The 26,441-nt window shown below is 45.9% G+C and carries 18 protein-coding genes; 7 read left to right on the top strand and 11 right to left on the bottom strand.

All coding sequences use genetic code 11. From position 1 onward, the window contains the following. The coding region (locus tag ACZ2XM_RS10270) for an ESPR-type extended signal peptide-containing protein (RefSeq protein ID WP_490588703.1) at positions 1-3,056 on the bottom strand (3,056 nt) is incomplete at its 3' end. A gap of 683 nt (positions 3,057-3,739) precedes the next feature. On the opposite strand from ACZ2XM_RS10270, the gene ACZ2XM_RS10265 reads away from it, so the two are divergent. The 4 genes from ACZ2XM_RS10265 (at position 3,740) to yihG (ending at position 11,850) form a co-directional block, all read left to right on the top strand. Continuing rightward, positions 3,740-6,067, top strand: a complete 2,328-nt coding sequence (locus ACZ2XM_RS10265; protein WP_490588702.1) for a FepA family TonB-dependent siderophore receptor — start codon at positions 3,740-3,742, stop codon at positions 6,065-6,067. Between the two features lie 273 nt (positions 6,068-6,340). Further along, positions 6,341-8,689: a TonB-dependent receptor gene (locus ACZ2XM_RS10260; RefSeq protein ID WP_490588701.1), complete on the top strand. Its 2,349-nt coding sequence runs from the start codon at positions 6,341-6,343 to the stop codon at positions 8,687-8,689. Between the two features lie 132 nt (positions 8,690-8,821). Beyond that, positions 8,822-10,585 carry a multidrug ABC transporter permease/ATP-binding protein gene (locus ACZ2XM_RS10255; protein ID WP_490588700.1) on the top strand — a complete coding sequence of 588 codons (1,764 nt, stop codon included), beginning with the start codon at positions 8,822-8,824 and terminating at the stop codon, positions 10,583-10,585. Positions 10,586-10,899: 314 nt separating this feature from the next. Beyond that, positions 10,900-11,850 carry a 1-acylglycerol-3-phosphate O-acyltransferase, YihG family gene (yihG, locus tag ACZ2XM_RS10250; RefSeq protein WP_490588699.1) on the top strand — a complete coding sequence of 317 codons (951 nt, stop codon included), beginning with the start codon at positions 10,900-10,902 and terminating at the stop codon, positions 11,848-11,850. 36 nt (positions 11,851-11,886) lie between these two features. Here the strand turns inward: yihG and ACZ2XM_RS10245 are convergent, their stop codons facing one another. Beyond that, positions 11,887-12,753 carry a LysR family transcriptional regulator gene (locus tag ACZ2XM_RS10245; RefSeq protein ID WP_490588808.1) on the bottom strand — a complete coding sequence of 289 codons (867 nt, stop codon included), beginning with the start codon at positions 12,751-12,753 and terminating at the stop codon, positions 11,887-11,889. 214 nt (positions 12,754-12,967) lie between these two features. Here ACZ2XM_RS10245 and ACZ2XM_RS10240 point away from each other — a divergent pair, with 214 nt between their 5' ends. Next, entirely contained in the window at positions 12,968-14,092 is a 1,125-nt protein-coding gene (locus tag ACZ2XM_RS10240) for an S-(hydroxymethyl)glutathione dehydrogenase/class III alcohol dehydrogenase (RefSeq protein WP_490588698.1), read from the top strand. Between the two features lie 176 nt (positions 14,093-14,268). Here ACZ2XM_RS10240 and ACZ2XM_RS10235 read toward each other — a convergent pair whose 3' ends face one another. Then, positions 14,269-15,195 carry a bestrophin family protein gene (locus ACZ2XM_RS10235; protein WP_490588697.1) on the bottom strand — a complete coding sequence of 309 codons (927 nt, stop codon included), beginning with the start codon at positions 15,193-15,195 and terminating at the stop codon, positions 14,269-14,271. 425 nt (positions 15,196-15,620) lie between these two features. Here ACZ2XM_RS10235 and ACZ2XM_RS10230 point away from each other — a divergent pair, with 425 nt between their 5' ends. Together ACZ2XM_RS10230 and ACZ2XM_RS10225 are read left to right on the top strand one after the other, a co-directional pair. Continuing rightward, positions 15,621-15,920 carry a hypothetical protein gene (locus ACZ2XM_RS10230; RefSeq protein WP_490588696.1) on the top strand — a complete coding sequence of 100 codons (300 nt, stop codon included), beginning with the start codon at positions 15,621-15,623 and terminating at the stop codon, positions 15,918-15,920. 276 nt (positions 15,921-16,196) lie between these two features. After that, on the top strand, positions 16,197-17,354 hold the full coding sequence (locus tag ACZ2XM_RS10225; RefSeq protein ID WP_490588695.1) for a M14 family metallopeptidase: 1,158 nt from the start codon (positions 16,197-16,199) through the stop codon (positions 17,352-17,354). A 157-nt stretch (positions 17,355-17,511) separates the two neighbouring features. Here ACZ2XM_RS10225 and ACZ2XM_RS10220 read toward each other — a convergent pair whose 3' ends face one another. The 8 genes from ACZ2XM_RS10220 to ACZ2XM_RS10185 all read right to left on the bottom strand — a co-directional run bounded on the left by ACZ2XM_RS10220 (position 17,512) and on the right by ACZ2XM_RS10185 (position 26,395). Next, complete coding sequence (locus ACZ2XM_RS10220) at positions 17,512-19,092, bottom strand: hypothetical protein (protein ID WP_490588694.1); 1,581 nt, start codon at positions 19,090-19,092, stop codon at positions 17,512-17,514. A gap of 714 nt (positions 19,093-19,806) precedes the next feature. Next, positions 19,807-20,505, bottom strand: a complete 699-nt coding sequence (locus ACZ2XM_RS10215; protein ID WP_490588693.1) for a VIT1/CCC1 transporter family protein — start codon at positions 20,503-20,505, stop codon at positions 19,807-19,809. 76 nt (positions 20,506-20,581) lie between these two features. Continuing rightward, positions 20,582-21,331 carry a ferric reductase-like transmembrane domain-containing protein gene (locus tag ACZ2XM_RS10210; RefSeq protein ID WP_490588692.1) on the bottom strand — a complete coding sequence of 250 codons (750 nt, stop codon included), beginning with the start codon at positions 21,329-21,331 and terminating at the stop codon, positions 20,582-20,584. A gap of 112 nt (positions 21,332-21,443) precedes the next feature. Then, positions 21,444-22,646 carry an FAD:protein FMN transferase gene (locus tag ACZ2XM_RS10205; RefSeq protein ID WP_490588691.1) on the bottom strand — a complete coding sequence of 401 codons (1,203 nt, stop codon included), beginning with the start codon at positions 22,644-22,646 and terminating at the stop codon, positions 21,444-21,446. A gap of 130 nt (positions 22,647-22,776) precedes the next feature. After that, positions 22,777-23,235, bottom strand: a complete 459-nt coding sequence (locus tag ACZ2XM_RS10200; protein WP_490588690.1) for a hypothetical protein — start codon at positions 23,233-23,235, stop codon at positions 22,777-22,779. Continuing rightward, positions 23,228-23,866, bottom strand: coding sequence for a PepSY domain-containing protein (locus tag ACZ2XM_RS10195; protein WP_490588689.1), 639 nt, complete (start codon positions 23,864-23,866; stop codon positions 23,228-23,230). Before ACZ2XM_RS10195 ends, ACZ2XM_RS10200 begins: the two co-directional genes overlap by 8 nt. 117 nt (positions 23,867-23,983) lie before the next feature. Next, entirely contained in the window at positions 23,984-25,588 is a 1,605-nt protein-coding gene (locus ACZ2XM_RS10190) for an ATP-binding protein (RefSeq protein ID WP_490588688.1), read from the bottom strand. A 123-nt stretch (positions 25,589-25,711) separates the two neighbouring features. Further along, positions 25,712-26,395 carry a response regulator gene (locus ACZ2XM_RS10185; RefSeq protein ID WP_490588687.1) on the bottom strand — a complete coding sequence of 228 codons (684 nt, stop codon included), beginning with the start codon at positions 26,393-26,395 and terminating at the stop codon, positions 25,712-25,714. Between the last annotated feature and the right edge of the window lie 46 nt (positions 26,396-26,441).

Genomic DNA, 26,441 nt, shown 5'->3' with positions numbered 1-26,441 from the left:
TCAGTAGTAGCAGCATTCAACCCTGTCGTCACTCGACCATCTAGAGCAGTTACATTTAGATTAGTAGCATTGAGCTGCTTACCCGTGACCGCATCCGTTGAAGTATCACTTAAGGTAGCGTCTTGCAGATTACTAATCTTAGTACCGTTAGCGCCAGCTAGTGTAATGCTGTCTTTTATCTCACCATCGTAAAGCACAGCGTTTGCTACGCTACTGAATGTAGTGTCAACATAGCCTTTATTGGCAGCATCGGTTTCTTTAGTTGCTGTCGCCACATTAGTAATGCGTTTTTCTGCGCCAACTCTACCCACTGAGATGGTATTAGCTTCATCAGCAATCGAGTCGTTACCGATAGCTGTTGCGCCCTCTGCCATGGCTTGGCTATTGCTACCGAACACGCTACTATTTTCAAAACCTGCCCAATTGTTATAGCCTACTGCACTACTATTCTGACCAAATGCGTAATTGCCAGCACCTAATGCACTACTGTTTTCGCTATTAGCATGGTTATTCGAACCTATCGCACTACTATTCTGACCAAATGCGTAATTGTTAGCACCTACTGCACTACTGTTTTCGCTATTAGCATGGTTATTCGACCCTATCGCACTACTATTCTGACCAAATGCGTAATTGTTAGCACCTACTGCACTACTGTTTTCGATATAAGCATGGTTATTCGACCCTATCGCACTACTATTCTGACCAAATGCGTAATTGCCAGCACCTAATGCACTACTATTTTCTCCATTAGCATGGTTATTAGACCCTATAGCTGTACTATCAATTGCAGTAGCTTGGCTATTGCTACCAAAGACGCTGCTATTCTCGGCTAAGGCTTTATTGTTAAAGCCCACTGCACTACTTTGGTTACCCATCGCAAGGTTTTGACTGCCTAAAGTAGTACTGCTTTTTCCAAAGGCTATACTACTGCCGTTCTGTGAAGCTATGACAAAAGCCATCACCTCTTCTTCTGTTACCGCAACCCCATTAATAGCAGTTACGGACTCGAGATTCATATCTGTGGCTGTTACTACTATTCCGTTAATAGCAGTAATTTTCGTTCCATCATCGTCTAAAGAAAAACTATCAAAACCACTGGCTCCACCAACGGCTGTGCTGCCTTGTCCTTTGGCAAAGTTTACGCTCCCGGCCGCAATACTATGATTACCCGAGGCTCTATTACTAGCACCCATAGCACTGCTATTGCTACCCGATGCTGTATTGTTATACCCCACTGCACTACCGTTAGCATTTGCTATGTTATTAATACCTAATGCATTACTGAAATCACCCAATGCCCTATTACTCTTACCCATAGCGCTACTTGAGTAACCCGATGCCGTGTTGTCACGACCTATAGCACTACTATAGTCAAAGGACGCTGTATTATTACTACCTATAGCACTGCTAGCTTCGTATGAAGCTGTATTATTACTACCAATAGCATTACTGTAAGCTCCTGAAACGTTATTATTACTACCTAACGCATTACTCGAGTAACCGGACGCAGTATTGCTATATCCCACTGTACTACTAGCAGTCTGCAAAGCTTTATTATTTATGCCCACCGCACTACTTTGATTGCCTGTGGCTTGGTTCTGTGCTCCTACTGCATTGCTGTTGATACCTGTAGCTATATTGGCATATCCTAATGCACTACTGCCATTTGCTAACGCAATATTCCCACCATTTTCAGCCGCTTTCTTAAAGGCAGCCACTTGCGTAGCATCAATGATTACTGTGCCATCTTTTAGAGTAAAAGAATCGATATCATCAATACTTTCACCTGCGCCAGTAGTCGTAACAGTGATACCTGCCACCTTTGTAATCTTGCCATCGGTTAAGGTGCTGCCATATTCCTGGCCGCTAGCAGTTCCCAAAGCAGTGCTCGTATCGCCATAAGCGAAGTTATCAGTATCGACATTGCCTGAGATATTTAGGATAGCTGCGTCGACATAGCCTTTATTAACAGCATCCGTAGTTTTAATAGCTGTGGCCACATTAGTAATGCGTTTTTCTGCGCCAACTCTACCCACTGATATGGTATTGGCTTCGTTAGCTAGCGAATTATTACCAATAGCCGTTGCGCCTACTTCTATGGCTTGGCTACTACTACCGAATACGCTACTATTTTCAGACCCTGCCCAATTGTTATAGCCTACTGCATTGCTAGCAAAGCCCGATGCTGTATTGCCATAACCTACTGCATTGCTAGCAAAGCCCGATGCTGTATTGCCATAACCTATCGTACTGCTATAATCACCCATAGCAAGATTTTGACTGCCTAAAGTGGTGCTATTTACTGCAAAGGCCACACTAGCACCATTACCTAGAGCAGCTATAAAAGCACCACTCTCTTGCGCAGTCACAGCCACTCCATTAATGTGCGTAATCGAGCTTGGATTCAAACCAGTTGCTGTTACAGTGATGCCACTAATAGAGGTAAGCTTTGTACCATCATTAATAGAGTTGTAATTATATACACCCCTACTACCTATTGCGGTACTGCCTTGTCCCCTAGCATAGTTTGCGGTTCCGGCCGCAATACTATAATTACCCGATGCTATATTACTAGCACCCATAGCACTGCTATTGCTACCCGATGCAATATTGTTATAACCCACTGCATTGCTCGAGTTAGTGGAGGCTGTATTATAATTACCTATTGCAGTGCTAGAGTTGCCTGATGCCGTGTTGTTATAGCCCACTGCACTACTAGCAGGTTGTGATGCTGTATTTTTATAGCCCACTGCTGTACTAGCAGAGCCCGATGCATTATTTTCAAATCCGCAAGCTAAAGTATCAAAAGACGGGTTCATTCCACCAGGAGAGTGGTCAGTCCAACAATCATCTGCCCAAACATTAGAGCCACTAACAGCAGCAATACTGATAATTAAGCCTTGTAAGGCAAATTTCTTATAATTAGTTTGATGATTGGTTTGCGCTACCGCACCAGTGACATTATTAGTTTTGCCGGCACTCTTAGCATTTTCTGCTACGACGACTAGACAACCTAGGGACTTGCTCCATATTTTTTTGAAGATTTTATTCATTTTTATTCTCCCTGTTGTTTTTACATAACTAACACTATTAAACAACTAAACAGAGAGGTTGCATACATATTAATAAAGATATCAGATAGGCGGTAAACACCTGTTTTTTAGGAAAAATATAGTTATATATAGGCCAAAAAAATGAGCCTATAGCTAATTTAAAGTTACATTTATTTCAATTATTTCAACAAAAAATTACCCTCATCAACCTAGCGAATACCTTTTATAAAAAAGTCATCTATAAACCACCCAATTTGCTGGCAAATCTTAAGTGCCCTAGTCAAAGCAAAGCAGAATTTTAATAAAAGAACAGACCCGCTTTCTCCCTATATAAATTTAGAATTGATCAGTCATTCCAAGTATTTTGGCTACTCGTTTTTTATAAAAGACTCAATATTTATAGCTACTAACCTCACTACCTACGACCCCTCCCATAACCCACTAGAACAACCTCCATAAACCATTGAATGATAATGATTATTATTTGTGTTATTAATACAAGTTTGTTAGAATGCGTCTGCTTTATTACAGAAGCGTTAAGTCTACGACTCTAGACGCTGTACCCCCTTACTTTGCCCTGTGGTCTATACCCATTATTACTATGGTAGCCCTAGGCATTTTTTTAGGTAGACACGCGCTACCTAACCTTTTTATAAAATCGAGTGCTCCAAGGATTTTCCCCTATGTCAAATTTAGCCTCTGCCTCTATCCCTCTATCGTCGTTATCCTCTGCTACCCGTGCAGTGAATAAAAAAACCTTATTAAGCCTAACTATCGCTGCTCTTTTTAGCAGTACTATACTAAATACGAGCGCGGTGGCAGCTGAGACTGACGAGCTTAATGATGCCGTAGCTGAGCAACAGGCGATGCCTAATGCGGTACTAGACACTATCGTGATTCGTGCAGCGCGGGATGAGCTTGAGCAAGCGGCAGGGCTATCAGTGATTAGCGAAGAGGCTATTGAAAAAGCGTCTATCTCTAATGATATTGCTGAGATTGTGCGTAAAATGCCAGGGGTCAACTTATCAGGATCATCTACCTCAGGGCAGCGTGGCAATCAACGTCAAATCGATCTGCGCGGCATGGGACCGAATAACACCTTAATCCTCATCGACGGTCGTCCTGTCACCTCACGCAATGCCGTACGGCCTGGTCGTGCCAGCGAACAAGACACCCGTGGTGACTCGCAGTGGGTACCGCCGAGCGCTATCGAACGCATCGAAGTATTGCGTGGTCCAGCCGCTGCGCGCTATGGTTCAGGCAGTATGGGCGGTGTGGTCAACATCATCACTAAAGCCCCTAGCAAAAAAGAATTTTCAGTCACCGGTCATTACCAGTCGCCAGAGAGTGACTTGGAAGGCAAAGACTGGCGCACCAACATCAATATGGCAGGCTCTTTAAGCGACAAGCTGTCTTTCCGTACTACCCTGGGCTACCACGACAGTGAAGGCGATGACCCTTATATCAATGCCGAAGATGCTCAAATTGTTGATGGGCGTGATGGACCAGCCGCTTCTATTGCAGCTGGTGTGGAAGGGGTCGAAAATATAGATGTGCGCCAGCTCTTTGAATACGCTATGGACGCTATGAATACCGTAGGCGTTGAGATTAACTATAGTACCCAGGACAACCGCTGGGCGGGTGACTCCCAGTTTCAAAACGTCAACGATGACTTGGTCGCAACGCTCGCGGGCGACACTACCAATAAGATGCGCCGCTATGGTGCTGCTATCACCCACCGCGGTGACTATGACAACACTCGCAGCAATAGCTACTTAGAATATAGCCGTACCAATAATGAGCGTTTGGCGGAAGGTACCGCGGGTGGTGGTGAAGGTCAGATTAAACCACCAGCCGCAGGCGAGGACTATAAATGGAACGAAGCGACCTACGATACCTTAAACGCTAAGTCAGAATGGGATATCTTCTATGACCGCCACACGCTGACGGCAGGCACTGAGCTGCGTGGTGAAAAACTCACCAACCCTGTAGTGGCAGATCTCACCTTTGATGATGGTTTTGATTTTGGTGATGTGGAAACAGATCCTGCCAAACGAGATCCGAAATCTGATGCCTATCTGGTCGGGGTATACTTAGAAGACAACTATCAAATTACGCCGGATTGGCATATCACTCCTGGCCTACGTTATGACTATCATAGCGAAGCCGGCAGCAATTGGTCACCGAGTATCAATACCACTTGGGACTTTAGCCCAAACTGGTCAGTGAAGACTGGGGTCAGTCGCGCCTTTAAAGCCCCCGACCTATACCTATTAGACCCCAACTACATCTACTACACCAAAGGCAATGGCTGCCCTTCCTGGGTGCCTGCAGACCAAAGAGGCTGCCAAGTATTGGGCAACTCCGAGCTTGAGCATGAGACTTCATGGAACAAAGAGCTGACCTTTACTTACGATGATGGCACCGGCCTCAATGCTGGTCTGACTTACTACCATAACGCTTATGACAACCGCATTGGCGCAGGGGTCGACCGTGTGGCGGTAGATAATGCCACCAACCGCTCTATCTTCCAATGGGAAAACCAAGGGAAAGCCACCATCGAAGGCCTTGAAGGCTTTGTCAAAGTGCCGGTCACTGATGCGCTGTCTTGGTACACCAACGTCACGGGCAATCTGCGCTCAGAGCGTAAAGATACTGGCGAAGCGTTATCGTTGATACCTAAATTTACGGTCAACTCCAACGTCAACTGGGACATCACCCCACGCTGGAATGCCGACTTAGGTGTCAGCTACTATGGCCGCATTGATGCGCCTGAGCTTTCGGTCACTACCGGCGATGCGCTTAGCACGCTGAAATTGAGCCGCCAGCCTTATGCCCTAGCCAATGTCAGCACTCGTTATGATTTAACAGATAAAATTACCGTTGGAGCTGGGGTCAAAAACGTTTTTGATAAGCAAATCAAACGTGAAGGTACCGGTACCAATGCGGGTGCTCGCACCTTTAATGAGCCTGGCCGTGCCTATATCTTTGATGTTAGCTTTGACTTTTAATCATTAACCTATAAGTTAAAAATTTAGCGAATTATACTTTCATGCGGTTCTTCTCCACCCCTTACCGGGCTAGCAACTGGTAAGGGTTTTTTATTAACAAATTTTAATGACCAAGACTGGGGGAACCATTAAGAGAACTGCTAGCTGTGGTTAAAATTACCTAGGGTTTTGATTCATAATACTTACCCTACCTTTATTTATTGTTAATAATAATAATTCGCATTATAATAACCATTCCCTATCCCGCCTAGTTTGATTCATTGAGATATTATCATGAGCTCTGCCCACCGCCCTTCTGCCTTACGCACCCTTTCTTCAACGCTTTCATCAACACTTGCCTCCGCAGTTAGCCCCGGCAAATCTCTGCCTTATACGAGGCTGTATGCTTCGATGTTGTTATTGAGTATGACACCGTTTGCGATGGCGCAGACTGCTGTTGCGGCTAATACAGACGCACCTACTACAGATACAGACGCAGTACAGGCCATGCCCGCCAACACTGAGACTAGTGCGCCTTCAGCCGTTTTTGATATCATTACTATCATCAGTAGCGCTGATGCCTCTGCACAAGGGCTAGCACCTACTTATGAAGGCGGTCAGGTTGCCACAGGCAGCCGTGTAGGCTTACTTGGCAATCAAGATATTATGCGCACGCCGTTCTCTACCACAGCCTATACAAATGAGTTTATTGAAAATCAACAGGCGCAAAGTGTCGGTGATTTGCTTAAAAAAGACCCTACTGTCCGCGTTGCTAGAGGCTTTGGCAACTTCCAAGAAGCTTACTTTATGCGCGGTTTCGTCACCACTTCAGACGACACTATGTATAACGGCCTCTACGGTATCCTACCGCGCCAATATATAGCCACGGAATTGTTTGAGCGGGTCGAAGTACAGCGCGGTGCTTCAGCGATGCTCAATGGTGCAGCGCCGAGTGGTGGCAATGCCGGCGGTACCATCAACTTACTGCCCAAACGAGCAGGCAATGAGCCTATGCGCCAGCTCACCGTCGGTTATGGCGAAGGCAACCAAGGTAAGGTCGCCGTAGATGTCAGCGACCGCTTTGGTGCCGATGACGCTATCGGGATGCGCTTTAATGCCGCCTACCACGATGGGGATACCGCAATCGACGATGAGTCCGCTAAGCTTGGACTGGCAGCACTGGGTATGGACTATAGAGGGGATGATTATCGGCTATCCGCAGACTTGGGCTGGCAGGATAATAAGCTCGAGCAGACCCGTACTAACGTCTCTTTAGACGGGGCTAGCCGAGTCCCTAAAGCGCCGGATGCAAAGAGTAACTGGGCGCAACCGTGGACTTACTCTAACGAAGAAGACCTCTTCGCTACTGTGCGCGGAGAATACGATATTAATGACGCCATGACCGCATATGGGGCTTATGGTATCAGACAGGGCAAAGAGGATAACTCTTTAGCCAATCTTTCGGTCACCGATGTTGACGGTACCGGCTCGGCCTATCGTTTTGACAATAGCCGCGAAGACTTAGTACAAAGCGCTGAGCTGGGCTTGCGAGGTACCTTTAATACCGCGGCCATCGCCCACGACTGGGTACTCTCAGCGAATAGATATGATCAAGAAGAAAAAGGCGCATATGCCTTTGACTTTGCTAATCAATTACCCACCAGCCTATATCGCCCTATCGACCATGACAAGGCTTGGTCAGACAGCGCTATTTTTGGGGGTAATTTAGACGATCCGAAACGCTCCGCCGATACGCAATTACAAAGCTTTGCTCTAGCCGATACTTTATCGTTTATGGACGATAAGATACACGCGACTTTAGGCGTCCGCCATCAAAACATACAAAACGCCAGCTATGACTATAACACTCAAGCGCAGACCTCAGACTATGATGAAAGCGCTTGGACCCCGAGTTTAGGCCTGGTTTATCAGCCTAGCGCAGATTGGTCGCTCTATGGCAACTATATCGAAAGCTTGGCCAAAGGTGAGAAAGCGCCGCTGACTACGCCTACTGGCGATGCAGTGACCAACGCTGGTCAAAACCTAAAGCCTTATGTCAGTAAACAAGCTGAGGTTGGGGTGAAATATGACAATGGTACTATCGGCAGTAGCTTAGCGCTGTTTCGCACTGAGGCCCCACGAGCCTATGTCGATGACAGCAATACCTTTAGCGATGGTGGAGAAAACCTACATCAAGGCGCAGAGCTTAGCGTGTTTGGTAGTCCCAGCGAAAATATGCGCTTAATAGCCGGGGTGACCTACCTCAATGCGAAACAGACCGATACAGAAGAGGCGAGCCTAAATGGCAATCGCGTGATCGGTACGCCTACCCTACAAAGCAACGTCAATCTTGAATACGATGTGGCCGCAGTATCGGGGCTGACCTTAACGGGCGATGTTATCCATACGGGCGCGCGTTATGCTGACATGGCCAACACTTTGAAGGTCGATGGCTACACCACTTTAGACCTTGGGGCGCGCTACAAGACTAAGTTTGCTGACCAAGATGTCACCTTAAAAGGCGTGGTCACGAACGTCACCGGCGAGGACTACTGGCAGTCAGTTGGCGGCTTAGCGGGTTATGGCTACCTCAATGCTGGTGAGCCCACCGCTGTGAAAGTCTCCGCTACCTTTGACTTTTAATAACGCCAGACTGTCACCGCTTGCCCATTGATCCTCGGAAAATTAGAGGGCTGAGCAAACTGTCTTTAAAAAGGGATTGGGCCAAGCTCACTCCCTTTTATTTATTCTTCCTTTTAAAAGTGCGAATGCTTTATGTCTTACTCTAGTGCAGACTCTCTCTACCAGCTTATCTGGTCACGCCATCGCTGGGCTTTTTTGAAGGTAGTGGCCCTTAACTTAGTCAATGCCTTGGTCGGCGTCGGTATTATTGCTTATATTAATCATGCCTTTATTAATCAAGCGGCCTTTAGCAGCGTCTCTTGGCTTAGCTTAGGCTATTTTTTTATTATCGTCATCGTCTTGCTGTTTTTTACCTTTATCTCGCAGTATGCCCTCACCAAGCTAGGCCATCAGTTTGTCTATGAGCTGCGCACGCAATTGGTCAAGCAAATCATGGATACCCCGCTCACGCAGATTGACCAAGTGGGTAGCTCACGCCTGCTCGCCAGCCTCTCCGCCGACATTCAGTCTATCACTGTCGCCTTTGTGCGCATGCCAGAGCTGGTACAAGGAGTGATTCTATCGGTAGCAGTCGCCTTATACCTAGGTTGGCTATCGTTGCCCTTACTATTAATCGTGCTGGTAGGGATTGGACTGAACATCTGGATCAGTCTGGTTTTAGTGCGTCATGTCTATGTCAACCTGACTGAAATTCGAGAAATTAATGACCTATTATACGAAGACTATCAAGCAATTATTGAGGGCCGCAAAGAGCTCACGCTCAACCGTCATCGCGCCGAGCAGCTATTCTCACAAGAATTTATCCCCCATGCTCAGGCTTATAAGGGCAAGATTATCAAAGCAGACACCTACCATCTTTCGGCGTTAAGCTGGTCGAATATTATGATGTTTGCGTTAATTGGGGTGATATTTGCGGTCGCGCAGCAGTTCAATATTTCGATGGCCGTGGCAACGACTTTTTCGTTGACGGTATTATTTATGCAGTCTCCCCTGCTCAAAGCGGTGGGCGCCTACCCTAATCTCCAGACAGCGCAAGTCGCACTCAGTAAGATTCAATCCTTACAACTGGCATCCTACAAAAAGGGTTTTTTAATCGAGGCTACTGCCCTACAGAGCAACGCTGCTCCGTGGCAAAGCTTACGGCTGCATAATGTCAGCTATCATTATGGCCATAGTCAGCCACAGGGCCAAGATGGAGAGACTGCCCTTAGCCAGACTAATAATAATATTACTACTGCTGCGCTAGAAAACACGCCAGCCAATATTTTAAAAAATATCAATTTTGAATTAACGCGCGGTGAAGTGGTCTTTTTGATTGGCGCGAATGGCAGTGGTAAATCCACCTTAGCCAAAGTACTCACTGGACTAGTAGCGCCTACCCAAGGCAGCATGACCTTAGATAATCAGCTGATTGATGAGCAAAATCGCTTGGCGTTTAATCAGTTATTTTCGGCGATATACAGCGATAACCACTTGTTTAGCCAATTGATTGGCGCGCAAGGTCAAACGCCGGATGCTGACTTAGTGAGCGCTTGGCTACAGAGACTGGCCTTACACGAAAAAATAGAGCTCAACGAGGGGCGCCTCTCTACGGTTAAACTGTCGCAAGGTCAGCGCAAACGCGTGGCCATGCTGCTGGCTGTGGCTGAGCAAAAAGACATCTTATTGCTCGATGAATGGGCCGCCGATCAAGACCCTGTATTCCGCCGCACTTTTTATCAGCAGCTGATTCCTGCGCTGAAAGCCTTGGGCAAGACTCTCTTTATTATCAGCCATGACGATGCTTACTTTGAGCATGCCGACCGTTTACTCATGATGAAAGACGGTGAGTTGATTGAGCTCAAAGATGAGGCGCGCCGCCGTGCGACCGATGATGCCGTAGAGTTTACTTTTTAACAGTCACTACCCTCTAGTCCCATTTTTTTGTCGTCTTTTGTTAAGTTATCAGGCATTATCAGACCCTTCATTGCTCAGTTGGCCTTTTTTGCGCAACGCTTTAACGTTTTGTTAATTTTTTATAGCATAACATTGGGTTATGCTATAACTGGCGATTAGCTGCTGCGTAGCTATTATTATTGCTGCTGCGCACTATTGCCTGCCCATAACCCTAAATCATGGACGAAGTGGCCGCTCATTGCTGGCACTCGTGCGTCTCCTACCCTACAACATTAGTAACGGTGGGGCTGTACTCATCAATATGGATATCTGCTATGCCCTCTTTGAAAAAGATCGACTCACTTTATGAAAAGCTCCATGACAAGCTACCGTCTGTGGGCAAAGCTGCCTCCTTTATGACCGGTGCTGGCGTGCTCACGGCCAATAGTATTGGGGTGGGACTGCCTATCTGGACTTTAGGCGCTGCCAAAGTACTGACCGGATCAAAACGTGCGGACAAGGGTCTTATTGAGATTACCAAATACTGGATTAATAGTAATAACGCCGTCATCGACCATGCGCTACCGCACAAAGACTGGCGCATCACTATGCCCGATGACTTGAGCGAAGATAAACAGTACTTGCTGGTGAGCAACCATCAGTCTTGGGTCGATACCAGTATCGTGCAGTATATTAGCCAAGGCACCTTGCCATTAACGCGGTTTTTTACTAAGTTTGATTTGATTTATATCCCGGTAGTCGGCCAAGCTTTCTACTTTTTAGACTTTCCGATGATGAAACGCTTCTCTGCTAAAGCTATGGAAAAGAATCCGGAGCTAAAAAAACAAAACCTAATCGAGGCCAAACGCGCCTGTCGCCAATTAAAAGACAAGCCCTTTGCCCTACTCAACTATTTAGAAGGCACGCGCTTTACCCAAGAGAAGCATGACCAACAGAAGTCGCCCTATCAGCATTTATTAAAGCCTCGTGCAGGCGGCTTATCATTAGCCATTAATGCATTAGGTGAGCAGTTAGACTCTATTTTAGACATCACTATCGTCTATCCCGACGGTACGCCTGACTATGATGATTTATGGAAAGGCAATATTCGCCGTTTGGGCGTAGATGTAACACGGATAAAAGTACCCGATGAGTTATACGCTGCCATTATGGATGGCGGTTATGACCGCGATGAAGCCACTAAAGCGATGATGTTTGATTGGTTAGAGGACATTTGGCAGCAGAAAGATGCTCGTATTACTCAGATGTTGAGTGAGTTTGCTTAGGTAAACCTATCTTTTACGGCTTGGCAGAATTGCAGCCTATCCCAAACGCTCCACTAAATAATCCACCAGCACACGAATTTTGGGCGCCAGCTGTCTATTATGCGGATAGACCGCCCAAATCGCTTCTTCAGGCTCTCTAAAGTCGTCCAATAGGCTCACTAACTCGCCCGATGCCAAATATTTTTGCACATAGTAATCCGGTAATTGCACAATACCCAAGCCTTTAAGCGCGGCATCCACCAAACTATAGCCACTGTTATAGCGCACCCTGCCCGACACGCGAATATTGCGCTCTTTGCCGGCCTCTTTAAAGTGCCAATAGTCCAAGGTGCCGAGTAAGCAATTGTGATTTTTAAGCTCGTGCAAGGTACTGGGCATACTGTATTTATCCAGGTAGCCGGGGGCGGCACAAACATAATTGGTGCGATGGCTCAGTTTTCTAGCCATCAAAGTTGAGTCGCTTAATCTGCCCACACGTACGGCTAAATCATAACCGCCCTCGACCAAGTCTATTTTTTGGTTGCTCAAAAAGGCGGTGACTTCAATATCGCTATAAAGCTGCATAAAATCATTCACCAAGGGTAATAATTGCTGCTCGCCATAGGTGACCGGTGCTGTGAGTTTGATCCTACCTTGTGGCTTAGACTGAAGCGTGCTGACGGACTGCTCTGCGGCGGCCAAACCATCGAGTACCCCTCGGCAGTGCTGATAAAATATTTGCCCCTCTCCCGTCAGAGAGACTTTGCGTGTGGTGCGGTAGAGTAATTTGACATTCAGGCGCTGTTCTAACGCACTGACTTGCCGGCTCACTTGGGCGGTCGATATGCCCAACTGCTTGCCTGCCTGCGTAAAGCTCTCGCTCTCTGCCACGGCGACAAACTCGCTAATACCCTCCCACTTCATACTCACCGCCTCATCTAATGGTTTTATACCTACGCTACCTAACATTATAGCTACGATTATTACTGTCTCGTAAAAGATATTTGCTAATAGCGTGTATTATCATAGGTATTGGAATACTCTATACTGACTGTTAAATTATCACATCCCAATCTGCCTATAATGTCTTATTATGCAAAAGACGACCTAACACGCTAACTCTAAAAAGGAAAAAATAATGTCTGATAAATTTATTAAATCTAAAGCCGCTATTGCTTGGGGCCCGAATGAGCCACTCTCTATCGAAGAAGTCGATGTTATGCTGCCGCGCAAAGGCGAAGTTTTGGTCAAGATTGTGGCCAGCGGCGTTTGCCATACCGATGCCTTTACCTTATCGGGTGAAGACCCAGAAGGTGTATTCCCAGCTATCTTAGGCCATGAAGGCGGCGGTATCGTAGAGCAAATCGGCGAAGGCGTAACCAGCGTGCAAGTCGGTGACCACGTGATTCCCCTCTACACCGCAGAATGTGGCAAATGTAAATTCTGTACCTCAGGCAAAACTAACCTGTGCTCTGCCGTGCGTGAGACCCAAGGTAAAGGCTTGATGCCAGACGGTACCACCCGGTTCTACAAAGACGGTGAGCCAATCTATCATTACATGGGCTGCTCAACCTTCTCTGAATATACCGTACTGCCAGAAATTTCTTTGGCCAAGGTCAATAAAGCGGCACCATTAGAAGAAGTTTGCCTATTGGGCTGCGGCGTGACTACCGGTATGGGTGCGGTTATGAACACTGCCAAAGTGCAGGAAGGCGACACGGTAGCTATCTTCGGTCTAGGCGGCATTGGCCTGTCTGCCGTGATTGGCTCTGCCATGGCCAAAGCCAGCCGTATCATTGCTATCGATATCAACGAAAGTAAGTTTGAATTGGCGAAGAAGCTAGGCGCGACTGATTGCATCAATCCAAAAGATTATGATAAGCCGATTCAAGAAGTCATCGTTGAGTTGACCGATGGCGGTGTGGATTTCTCTTTTGAGTGTATCGGTAATGTCGACGTTATGCGTTCAGCGCTTGAGTGCTGCCATAAAGGTTGGGGCGAGTCGGTCATCATCGGCGTTGCGGGAGCTGGGCAAGAGATTTCTACCCGTCCCTTCCAATTAGTCACCGGTCGTGTCTGGCGCGGGTCTGCCTTTGGTGGCGTCAAAGGTCGTTCAGAGTTACCAGGCTACGTAGAGCGTTACTTAGCGGGTGAAATCCCACTACAAGACTTTATCACCCATACCATGCCTTTAGAAGATATTAACGAAGCGTTTGATTTGATGCATAAAGGCGAAAGTATTCGTAGCGTCATCCACTTTTAATGCTATTTTTAATAGTGAAGTATCATGTCGCTTTATAGTTAAGTGATAGTCACTTAGTAGCTTATTAATAAAAATAATAGCTTGTTAATAAAAAAAGCCATCCTTTTATAGGGTGGCTTTTTGCCGTTTAAGGCTTATTTATAGTGAATAAATAGCTAAATCTGAGCGCAAACAATCTACTGTAGGCAGTTGCCATCAGGAGTAATTGGCGGAGGTAAGTCAGTCTCGCCCAAAGCTTCTAACAGGTTAATCTCAATAGTTCGCGATATCGTGGTTAACGGTAAATGATTCGGTGCCACGCCAAACGGGTCTTCCAACTCTTCACTCAAGGCATCGAGACCAAAGAAAGTATAAGCGATTACCGCACTAATTAAAGGTGTCACCCAGCCCAAAGAAGAGGCCAAGCCAAAGGGCAACATAAAGCAATACAGATAAGTCGTGCGATGCACCAATAGCGTATAGGCAAATGGCAGAGGCGTATATTGAATACGCTCGCAGGCCGATAGCACTAAAGTCATCGAAGTAACGCGCTCATCCATATTCTGTAGCATCTGCTCCGACATCAAATTCTGACGGCGGCTGTGGCCCAATTCTTTGCCTAACAGTCGCAATATATACTCGGGGACATTGGTCGCCTGATGCAGATCTTGGTGATACTCTACCGGTACAAAACGCTCTATATCTTCCCAAGGCACAGTGTCCCGCAGTCGATGCCGGGTGGCATGGGCAAAAGCGATACTCAGCTCGATGATACGCCGCTGACTCTCCCGCCCACTGGCCGTGCTGTCATCCATAAACGAGACCACTTGCCGCGCCAGACCACGTGTATCCACCACCAGCTGCCCCCACAATTGCCTCGCCTCCCACCAACGTTGATAACTGGCATTATTACGAAAGCCTAGAAATAACGACAGCGCAATCCCTAATAAGGTAAAAGGCGCCGTACCATATGAGGTGAAGGAACCAGGCTGCGCATGCTGGATGGTTGATATCAGTGTGCTGAGTAAAGTAATCAGCAGGATTTGCGGAAAAATCTTGGGAATGACTGAGCCACGCAGGGTAAAAATGAGCTTTAGGGCATTGGGGCGTTGCCGGACGATCATGTCAGCCTCCTAATGAGGGGATATAAGCGTGGTATGCGAGGAGTAAAGCGAAACAATAAAAAGAAATGAGACCAATAAATAGGACGTAAAGCTCTCTTTTGTATTAGCTTTTTGCGGGCTGACAATATACCACTAACAGCTTTGAGAATAAATGTGCGGCTGTATTTAGTCTTAAATTCTGCTCTCATCAAAACTTAGTCTCTCCCACCCGCTCATTTGTAAAAACTTCTACAAAAATGACGTTATTATTATCTCTCTTATTATCTAATCCAGTTGCTTTTTCTGCCAGTATCGCTGAACATATTTTTTATAATAAACAAAATCTTAGAGTATGTATTTGTATCCCTATCTTGACTAAGGGATTAGCTCAGATTACTATTGAGTATCAAGATAGGCTAAACACAATTAAAAAAAGGACTAATATTATGTTTAAGCAAGCCCATGACAGTGAGTTGCAGAGCGATATCGCCAGTTTCTATACCAACGATAGCGTAGAGTCTAAAAAGGACGAGGACAAGAAAAAGTCCAAAGACGACAAAAAGCAAGATAAAAAAGACGACAAAAAACAGAAGAAGCAGGATAAGAAAGACGATAAGAAACAGAAAAAGCAAGTCAAGAAAGATGACAAGAAGCAAAAGAAACAGGACAAAAAAGAGGATAAGAAACAAAAGAAGCAAGATAAGAAAGACGACAAAAAGCAAAGTAAGAAAAAGTCTAAAAAGTAGTCTGTGATTTAGCCACTAAAGCTAGCTCGACAGCCTATGAATCCGAGGTCGGAAGTAAAATACTACTTCTAACCTTGGATTTTTTGTTTTCAGGATTAAGGCGTGTCCTCAATCATCTAAAAAATAGCTGAATAAGCCGCTCATTAAGGTGGTTTTTTATTGATATTTAAGGTAATTTAATAGCATACGTCCCCTTTCTCCAGTTGGGGACTTTATTTTTTTAACCTTAGCTTTAGCCCTCACTTAAGCTTGATAGCCATGAATTAAGGAAAGCGCATGCATATCAGTGCAAATTTTGATGCCGGTAATATCGAAGTCATTAGTTTAGAAGATAATAACAACGTTCAATTGGCGATCCGTCCGGACGTCGGTGGTGAGTTTTTTCAGTGGTTTAACTTTCGTATCACCGGTGAGATTGGCGAGCAGTATGTGCTCAATATTCTCAATGCCGGAGACGCGGCCTTCCCAGCAGGGTGGCATAATTACCAAGCGGCAGCTTCTTATGATCGCGACTATTGGTTCCGCTTACCCACTGCTTATGCAGACGGTAAACTCACTATAAAAGTAGCCGAAATGGAGTGCCAAACGCTGCAAATCGCTTTTTTTGCCCCTTACAGCTATGAGCGTCATCAAGACTTATTGGCTTCAGTACAGACGCATCCGCTAGTGACCCTAGAGCATTTAGGCGAGACTTTGGATAAGCGCGATTTAACTTTGGTTAAAATCAGCAGCGATGCTAGCGACCATCCTGAGAACAACGCGCAGGCGAATAAACCCAACATTTGGATCACGGCACGCCAGCATCCTGGTGAAACGATGGCGGAGTGGTTGGTCGAAGGCTTGCTGCACAGCTTATTAGACAGCGACAATGCCACGGGTCGAGCATTATTGAATAAAGCGAACTTCTATATTGTGCCAAATATGAACCCAGATGGTAGCGTGCGCGGGCACTTGCGTACCAATGCGGTCGGTACTAACCTTAACCGTGCCTGGGCTGAGCCTAGCTTAGAAACCAGCCCGGAAGTCTATTACGTCATTAAAAAAATGGAGGCTACCGGAGTCGACCTATTTTATGATGTGCATGGTGATGAAGAAATCCCTTATGTGTTCTTAGCTGGCTCACAAGGCACGCCAAGCTACAATGACCGCCTTGCCCACCTACGTGATAAATTTGCAGAAGTGTTAAAGCTGGCCAGTGCCGACTTTCAGACGGAAGAAGGCTATCCTATCGATGCGCCGGGCACTGCTAATATGACCCTGGCCACGCATTGGGTTGCCGAGCGTTTTGATTGCCTCGCCAATACTTTAGAGATGCCTTTTATAGACAACTACAATCTCCCCGATGCTGATACAGGCTGGTCGCCAGAGCGCTCTATTAAGTTAGGGGAAGCTTCATTAGTGGCGATGCTGGCAGTTGTGGATGAGCTGCGCTAATTGACTGGCGACTTGATAAGCGTGTTTTAGTAAGCTAAAAATAAGTCAGCCGGCAAAAGATTTGCCGGCTGATTCTGTTGCTAAACTGCTATTTTTAAACTGCTGTTTTCGACTATTATTTTTTAAACTGCTGTTTTTAGACTATCAGTTTAGACGATTACTGACGTTGGAAGTCGATGGAGTCACCATCTATTTCAAGCGTGAGCACATTACCAGAGACTTTTGCATAGCGAGTAGCAGGGTCTGATAAGCCAGTACCACCATTATTATCAAATATCTGATCCACTATTAATAAGTTAGTCATAGCATTGACAGAGTAGTTACCCCATTCCATACCCGATATTTCATCGCTGGTAGAGTCTGTCTTAGGCGGCGCTTCATCCACTTCTAAGTGCACATAAGTGCCATCGTCGAAGAACATAAAGGCTAACAACTCATTGCTGGTCTGAGTATTTCTCCAAAGCCCTAGTATATTCTCCGACTTAGCTCTGGTGAAAGTGAAAGACTCATCTTTATCTATCACACCATTGTCATTCTCATCTACTTCAAGCGTCAGAGTGTCACCAGAGACGCGCGCATAGCGAAGAAGATCGTCTGATAATCCCGTGTCCCCATTATTATCAAAAATTTGGCTGACGGTTAACTTATCTGTTTTATTATTAAGAGTGTATTTACCCCACTCCATCCCAGATTCTTCATCCTCATTAGCGATAGGTGCCATTTCATCCACTTCGACATGCACATAAGTCCCGTCATCGAAGAAAGCTAGCGCCAACAAGTCATTAGCAGTATCTTTATTTTCCCAAAGCCCTACCAGACTTTTAGAGTCAGGCTCTTCTTCAGGATCTTCTTTAGGAGGCGTGACAGGCTTAGTTCTAGAGAAATCAAAAGATTCATCATCGTCTATAATACCGTTTTTATTGGCGTCCACCTCAAGCGTAAGCGCGCCAGTAGAGGTTTTGACGTAGCGAGTCAGCGGCTCTGATAGCCCAGCCGTTCCATTGTCATCGAAAATCTGACTGGTGGTTAACTGTCCGGTAGCCTCATCTATGCTGTAATCTCCCCACTCCATACCATTTTCAGGGTTATCTATCGAGCGCTCAGCATCGACTTCTACTTGGATATATCTACCATCATCCAAGAAAGCCACTCCCGACAGACCTTCGCCGGCGTCGCCACTTCTCCAAAATCCTAAATGATTTTCAGACTTGGTTTTCGAGAAACTAAAGGTCTCATCGCTCCCTATGGCGCCATCTTTATTGAGATCAATCTCCATCGTCAGCTTGTCATCAGCGACTTTAATATAGCGAGTCAGCGTGTCAGACAGACCATTACCCCCATTATTATCAAATTTTTGCGTGGTGGTTAATAACCCAGTTTTGGCATCAATACTATAGTCACCCCATTCCATACCATCGCCTGCACTGGCTGCAGACTGTACGGCATACGTTTGCTTATCGACGACGGCTGCTTGGTTATTAAAGGCTGATACGGCGTAGGTTTGCCTTGCGAGGACGGTTGGTGCTTCATCGACCTGTACATGGACATAAGTCCCATCATCCAAAAAGACGAGACCTAATAGATCACTGTCCGTGTCATCGCTGGTCCAGACCCCTACGACTTCGGCTTTGGGATCGGGCGGTGGAATGGTGGTTTTATTGGAGTTTGAGTCTTCGTTACATCCTTGCAAAAGGAAGGCGGTGGTGACGGCTAGTAAGGCCATTTTAGAATATTTCATCTTATCTCTCCTTGAATTAAAAGTGTAAATTCCTTTTTACCTTTATCTAAGAAACATAAATCTGCGAAACATAGATCTGTGAAATATAAATAGAAGAAACATAATTTTGGCAGCTTAGTTTTAATCATTAATACTATTCCACCATAGCCATACCTCTTGGTTGACGCTCTGGCTAGAGATAGGCCTTTTTTAGCTTGTGATAACCCCTACCTGTAGTCAGTGGCTCCCCAAACTATTACGCGTAAAACCCTTCCGTTGAAGAGTTTCATTACTAGCCTTAACAGTACTAAGCTCTAAGTGATGATATCCATCCTTTAGACATCGACTTTATAGCGAGCACAGCATCGCAACTGAGCTTTAATTAACTTTTAAGAAACATAGACTTACACTAATGACTATAATGAAATTAAACCGCAATAGTCAAGCAATATATACCAAGCTATTAGTTTATATAGGTTAGGTTTTATATAAAAATAAAGAGGTTGAGTTAATCCTTAAGGAGGGTTTAGTTGACGAGGCTATTTAAGCAACGAACCTATTTAGGCAACAAGGCTATGCTAGCCTGATAATTATAGACCTTTGAAAATAGTGACTTTGAAAATAGAAACAAATAGAAAATAGCGACTTTGACAATATTTAATAACAGTGACGAACGTGAAAGGCCCGATTAGTACAGGCCCAGTTGCAAAGTGAATTACGCCTTTCAGCTCAGTATTAAACACTCACCCTAAACAACCGCCCAATCATAGCAGTCGCTATCATCGCTAAGACGCCCCAAATCACTACTCGAGAAGTGGCAGGGATGACAGGAGCGCCGCCTAGTCTCGCTGATACTACCCCAAGAATAGCCAAGCCCAACAAGGTCAATGCAGCCAACGACCATACCATGGCGTGCGCTGGAAATACCAAAATGCCAATGATAGGTAAGATAGCTCCTACCGTAAAGGCTATAGCGGAGGCAACAGCCGCTTGTAAAGGTTTGGCTTGGCTCATTTCGGTCAGCCCAATCTCGTCTCGGGCGTGCGCTTCTAATGCGTTATGCTCAGTTAAAGCCACCGCTACTTCATGAGCTAACTCATGCTCAAGCCCTCTATTTTCATAGATTCTCGTCAGCTCTATCAGTTCTTTATCCGCATTGTGAGTGAGCTCATACTGCTCTTTGATTAGGTCCGCTTTTTCAGTATCTGCCTGTGATGAGACCGAAATATACTCTCCGGCTGCCATAGACAATGCCCCAGCAGTAAGTGCGGCAAAACCTGTTAATAGCAAAGCCTGACTGCTGGTGTTGGCGGCGGCCATCCCAACCAATAAACTTGCGGTCGAAATAAGACCGTCATTCGCGCCTAAGACGGCGGCTCGTAGCCAACTAGTACGATTGCTCAAATGCGGCTCATGGTGGATAGAATGGGGCATAAAACACGCTCTAAAAAAATAAGTGAATAAATATCTGATAAATAAGTAAATTTATCAATCAGTAAGGTGGGGTCGGCTAGGCTAATTCTCTAACATTAAGTCGCCAAAGTCGATAACCAATCAATACGAATACTAAAGTCTGACTTAAACCATAGAACAATAACAGGGGCAACGCCTGATTGTCTGAGCCCACGACAAATAAATGGACACTGACTAACATATAGGCCATGAAAGTCAAAAAATGCAGCCATCGCCAGATAGTTTGACCAATGTAGGATTTAATGTAATAACTCATACCACAGACGAACAATAACCAAAAACCCACCTGACCTAAGGCGACCCCTACCCTATCTGTTGGCAACCCGAACGGCAGTATTATCTGCCAAACGCTTAAGTTTAGATAGCTATCTCCTAAGAGGATCAGCGCATGGAAACCTGCAAAACCAATCGCTAGCAGACTAATAAATTGATGCAAGGCAAAGAGTCGACCTGCCGGCAGAAAGCGGCCCAATTGAGCGCTTAGTCGCGTGCCTAGTAGTAATCCAAATACCATCGCCAACCAAAATAGCGCGTAGGCTACGATGCCACTGGCACGGGAGAGATACCAAAAATTTTTATCGGTTTGCGTTAGCAAGTCTGCCACCATCGCCCCCCAACTTGTTAATGCCCAAGTGCCAAGGCCGACCCCTACTGTCACTATCAGGATTAGCATTAATAGCCAGCCAATAGCTTTGAAACAGGTACTGCCAACAGCCAGCAACCGATTGGCTAGCTTGTCTTGTAGGCTGAGATGGCGATGAGACAGTAGCTTCGATTCATTCATCATTCTGACCCTCCAATTAATAATAAAAGTGCAAATCTTATTGCTCAGTGCCTCAACCCAATCTCATTTTATAAGAGACTATTTTATGAGAGGCTATTTTATGAAAGATATGATTTTATGAGAGAGGCAATTTTATAAAGGCTGTCATCTTATGAGAGACAGCCACCTGATCATGGGTATCTACAATTAAGCCCGCCACATTATTATGGTTTAACCACGATAGTGCTGCCGCCTTGCTGATTAGCACACAATATTTAGCCCAGATTTCTGCCTCGAGGGTCGTATCAGCGATGATGGTGGCGCTTAGCACCTCACTACGGGCTGAGCTGTGAGTACGAGGATCAATCAGGTGATGGTGCCACTTACCTTGGTGCCACCAACGCCGGTAGTCCTGACCAGAGGTAGCGATGCCCCCACTACTTATTTGCACAATAGCCACATCATCTGATTTATGATGGTGCGTGAGCGCTTTGTCTACAGGCTCTAAGGCAGTTGGCTTAGCGATTGCGACTCCCCAATTGGGCGGCATGCCGGCAGGGCTTATAGTGTCGTCGCTACTGGGTACACCCACTGCGATATCCCCTCCCAAATCTACCAAACAAGGCAATCGCCAAGGATGTTGATGGCTAATCTTCTGAGCTAATTGGTCGGCACACCAGCCTTTGACATAACCATTTAAATCTAAGGTCATACCAGCAGGTAGCCTTACTTGATATGCCCCATTGGCTAAGGTGCGAAATTGAATATTTTCAGCGGCTTGCTGACCCATTTTAGTGGTCTCAATACCCTGCTGAGCATCTCCATTGATTATTGTATCGACGACTTCATCAACGGCTATACCTTTGAACGGTAAGGCGGTCACCAAAGTTTCAAATGACCGGTTATATCCCAAATTACCCAACGTCTCTAATAAAGTTGGCGTGACCAACCCTTGAGTTTTAGAGGCAAAAATTACCGCTAGTTGCAACACCTCATATAAGTCAGCGCTCACAGTAAACCATTGATTATCGGATAGTAGCCCGGGCCCAGCTAGCGGCTTGGATAGCAAATCGGTCGCATAAGATTTTGAATTCAGATTGCTAATAGCACTACTGCGTCGATTCAATCGCATCAGCTCACTAGTGTCCTCAAAGCGACTAAATATTTTCTCCCAACCTGCTAACGCTTGCTCAACATCTTGCCTGAGTTGTAGTAACTCCTGGCCAATCTGCAATTCTGAGTAACCCTGCTGGGCAGCGGTCATATCTACATGCACTTGGATATGACACCCCATGGCTTTTAAAGCCATGGTCTCAATCAATAATGGGGGCTGAGTCATTGGTTAGACCTGCTGCCTTAATAGAGGCGGATTGTTTGTTAATAAGCGATTTTTAATCAGTGAGCCTATTGTGTGTTCATAGCTCATAGCACATACGCCATAGCACATAGCCATTGTTCAGTAGGGGCAATTAACGAGAGGATTGAGTCCTTGCCACTACGCGCACCGGCTCAGTAAGCATAGAGTCCACAGAGGGCAGCTCATTGACTTGACGTAACTGACTTATATCAACACTTTGCTTGGTGACGTCACTACCCTCACCCTCACTGGCATTGAGGCCTGCAGCTGCGTTTACTCTTACTGGTTGAGGGTTTTGCGCTTCCCATTCTGCCAAATCAGCATTCGCTACCATTGGCTGAAAATCTGGCGATTGAGTCAGTGGTAAAGTCGGCTGCTGAGCAGAAACTTGCGCCGCCGTTTCAGAAGCTCTGACATTATGATTAAGTAATACTAGCCAGCCTGCCATCGTACCGATGATAGATAACATCAAAACGGCTGACTTTAACTCAAGGTAAGATTCAGCTTTCTTTGTCGGTCTTTTTGCGGATGGCTTAGCGATAGTTTTGGGATGCCGAGGTAAATTAGTCATCATAGGCCTCCTCATCATGGTGCTTACTATCACGATCTGACTTTTGATGATGACGATAATCCGCCACTATCAAGCGTGCGCTTGCCTCATCTTTATCCCGATACTTTTTGCGATTATGGTGCTTATCTTCATGGTGCTTGTCTTCATAATCTTCTTCGTCATCATGCTGATTGGTTTTATAGTCTTCAGTCGTATTTATGGCAGAGGGGGGCGGATTTAGTAGCTCAGCAGAAGTCGCATCGACATAGACAAGTCCGCTAGTTAGCGATACCTCGTAAGCTACCGAGCCGTTGTAATTAACCAGTTCAACCGGCGCTTGCAAGCTAGCATTGGGCAGGTATTGGGTTGCTACCGACATCGCCTGCTCTGCACTGATAGTAGCGTTGGGTACTGCCATAGCCTCTGTCTCAGAGGTCATAGATTGAGGCGTAAAAAGGGTCTCAACGACAAGGGGCGAAGACGAGGATGAAGGCGTATCAGCGGTAGTAGTAAGATTGTCTGGCGTGTTTTTGCCATCCAAGTCAGAGGTCGGCATGGTTAGCGCAATGACCCCGCCAAAGAATATCATCGAGGTAGTGCCCAGCAAGATTAATAGGGGCTTTAGTAGAGGTTTTAATATGGGGGTGCTCATGGCCGATACTCCGAATCGTTGTTGACTGGAGATATCTTATTCTATGAACATTAACTGAAACTTAAGAGGGGATAAGATTAATCAACAACCAAGCTGAGCGCTTGCTGCTATGTTTGACTAGGCGGCTTTTGTATTAGGTAGCCTGACACTAACGATTAACCCTGTCTCTGGTAGCGCACGATTGCTAAAGGCCAGCTCTAGGCCGTGCAGCTCTGCAACCTGATGCACAATAGACAGCCCTAAGCCGCTACCAAGCTGATTTTGTCCCGCAGGACGATAGAAACGTTCGCTCAATCTAGGCAGCTGATCGGCAGGCGCACCAGGCCCATTATCTAAGACGGTAATAGCGTCTGAACTTAACTGCAGCTCAATGATGCTCCCTGTAGGACTATAGCGAATCGCATTGTCTATTAGATTGCGGAGCAGCAATTTGAACAAGGTAGGATTGCCGTCGATAGGTAGGACATCAGCTGCATTGTCGCCCTGAATCGACCGCTTGAGTTGAATGCTCTTCTCGCGCGCTTGGCGGTTGCTATTGGCCAAGACCTCATCGGTCAAGCTTAACCAGTCGATGGGTTGTAGCTCTGATTGAGGCAATTGCTGTTGCGGGGCAAGCTTGGCTAATATTAGCAGCTGCTCTACTAGGTGACTGGCCCTATCAATGCCTTCGCTGATACGCTCAGTATGATACAGAAGGTCATCATCTACAGCATCCGTATTCACTGATGATATCTGCTGCTGCATGAGCTTTTGTTGCAATAAATCCACCTGTAGCTTTAGCGCAGTTAATGGACTTCGCAGCTCATGTGAGGCGTCTGCCGTAAAGCGTTGCTCGCGCTCCAAGGTATCCGCGACTTTGATAAACAGTGCATTCAAAGCGGTCACTAACGGCTGAATCTCACTAGGCACTTCGGCCATGATGGCACTGTCATCTTGCGGTAGTCGAGCGCTAAGGGTCTCACTAAGCTGGGTTAAAGGCGCAAAGCCTCGCCGCACTGACCAAATGACTAAGGCTATAAAGGCGAGCAGACCGAGCAACATCGGTAAAATCTGCACCATTAAGGTACTAGCAATCATCTCGCGACGGACCTTAAGATTTTGTCCCACTGCAATCACGCGGCCATCATGTTTACGGTCATCGTCATTTTGATAAGTCTTATCATCATGAATATAAAATAATCGCCACTGCCGACTAAAAGGGTTTAAGCGCTGATAGGCCTGATTCTCTTCTTCCAAAAACCCCTGCGGATTGGCTAAGAAAGCAAAGGACTGACCATTCTCATCAGCCATGAGTAAGCGACCTTTTTTATCCCAAATCGCAAACCCCATATAGTCATCTTTTGCGTCGCCCAGGCTACCTAAATCGCCTAAAAGCTCGCTACTCTTTAGGCTATAAATCTTGGCATTGTGATGGTGATCATCCTTATCATCTTTATCGTCTCTGTGCTTTTTCCCCTCTCTACCTTCTTTGTCTTCTCTATCATCGTCGTGACTTTTTGACGGGTATTTTTTATTCTCTATCCTTTTTTTCTCATAGTCGCCCTCAAGGTCTTCATCGCTTGATACGCTCACCAAATACTTGGCTACCTGAATAATTTGCGTGTCGTTCATCTCATTGATTTCGTGCCAAAATCGCCAAGCAATAAAGCTCGAGGTCAATAACCACAGGAGCGGCAAACCAATTAATAACGAGGTTAAAAGTCTTTGTTGAATACTTTTCATATTATAAGTTCAGGGCTAGCGATTGGGGCATCCGCCGTCAACTATTAGTAAGGGGTTATTAGTAAAGGGCTATCAGTACAGGATTATTAATAAAAGACTATCCGTAAAGGACTAGTGGCTAAATCACTGCTCCTTAAGGTGTTGATAGGCAGGGTTTAAATAATAGCCGATACCGCGTTTGGTTAATATAAAATCATTGGCCAACTTTTTACGCAAATGATGGATATGCACCTCAATGGCGTTACTCTCGATATCTTGTTGCCAGCCATAGAGTTTGTCCTCTAAGCTGGCTCGGTTATGGATTTTTTGTGGCTGAGTCATCATTTGCTCTAATATCGCTACCTCTTTTGTGGTTAATTCGACCGACTTGCCTTGATAAGTCACTAGCTGACTGTGAGGATGGTAGACCAGCTCACCAAAGCGGATTTCAGGATAGCTTCGACCTTGGCTGCGCCGCATTAACGCTTGTAGCCGAGCGATAACTTCATCTAATGCAAAGGGCTTGACCAGATAATCGTCTGCTCCCGCGTTGAGGCCAGCGACTCTATTGGCAATAGCATCGCGGGCAGTAATAATCAATACAGGCGTATCAATCTTCTTATCCCGCCAGCTCTTTAGCACCGACATGCCATCACCGTTTGGCAGGGTCAAATCCAACAATACAGCATCGAACATAGCGTCTTGCAGGGCCAATTCACCAAGTTTGGCATCACTGAACCAATCCACCATCATGCCGTGGCTTTTGAGACCTAGGATTAAGCCTTCCGCAATAGTGCGGTCATCCTCTATTAATAATACTCGAGACATAGTCGTCCTCAATCCCTGCTGATGGTGTTCTTAGTTATTTTAGCGA

This window comes from Psychrobacter sp. CoH-33_TS_01 (assembly GCF_058189395.1).
This window is presented reverse-complemented; position numbering and strand designations above follow the sequence as displayed.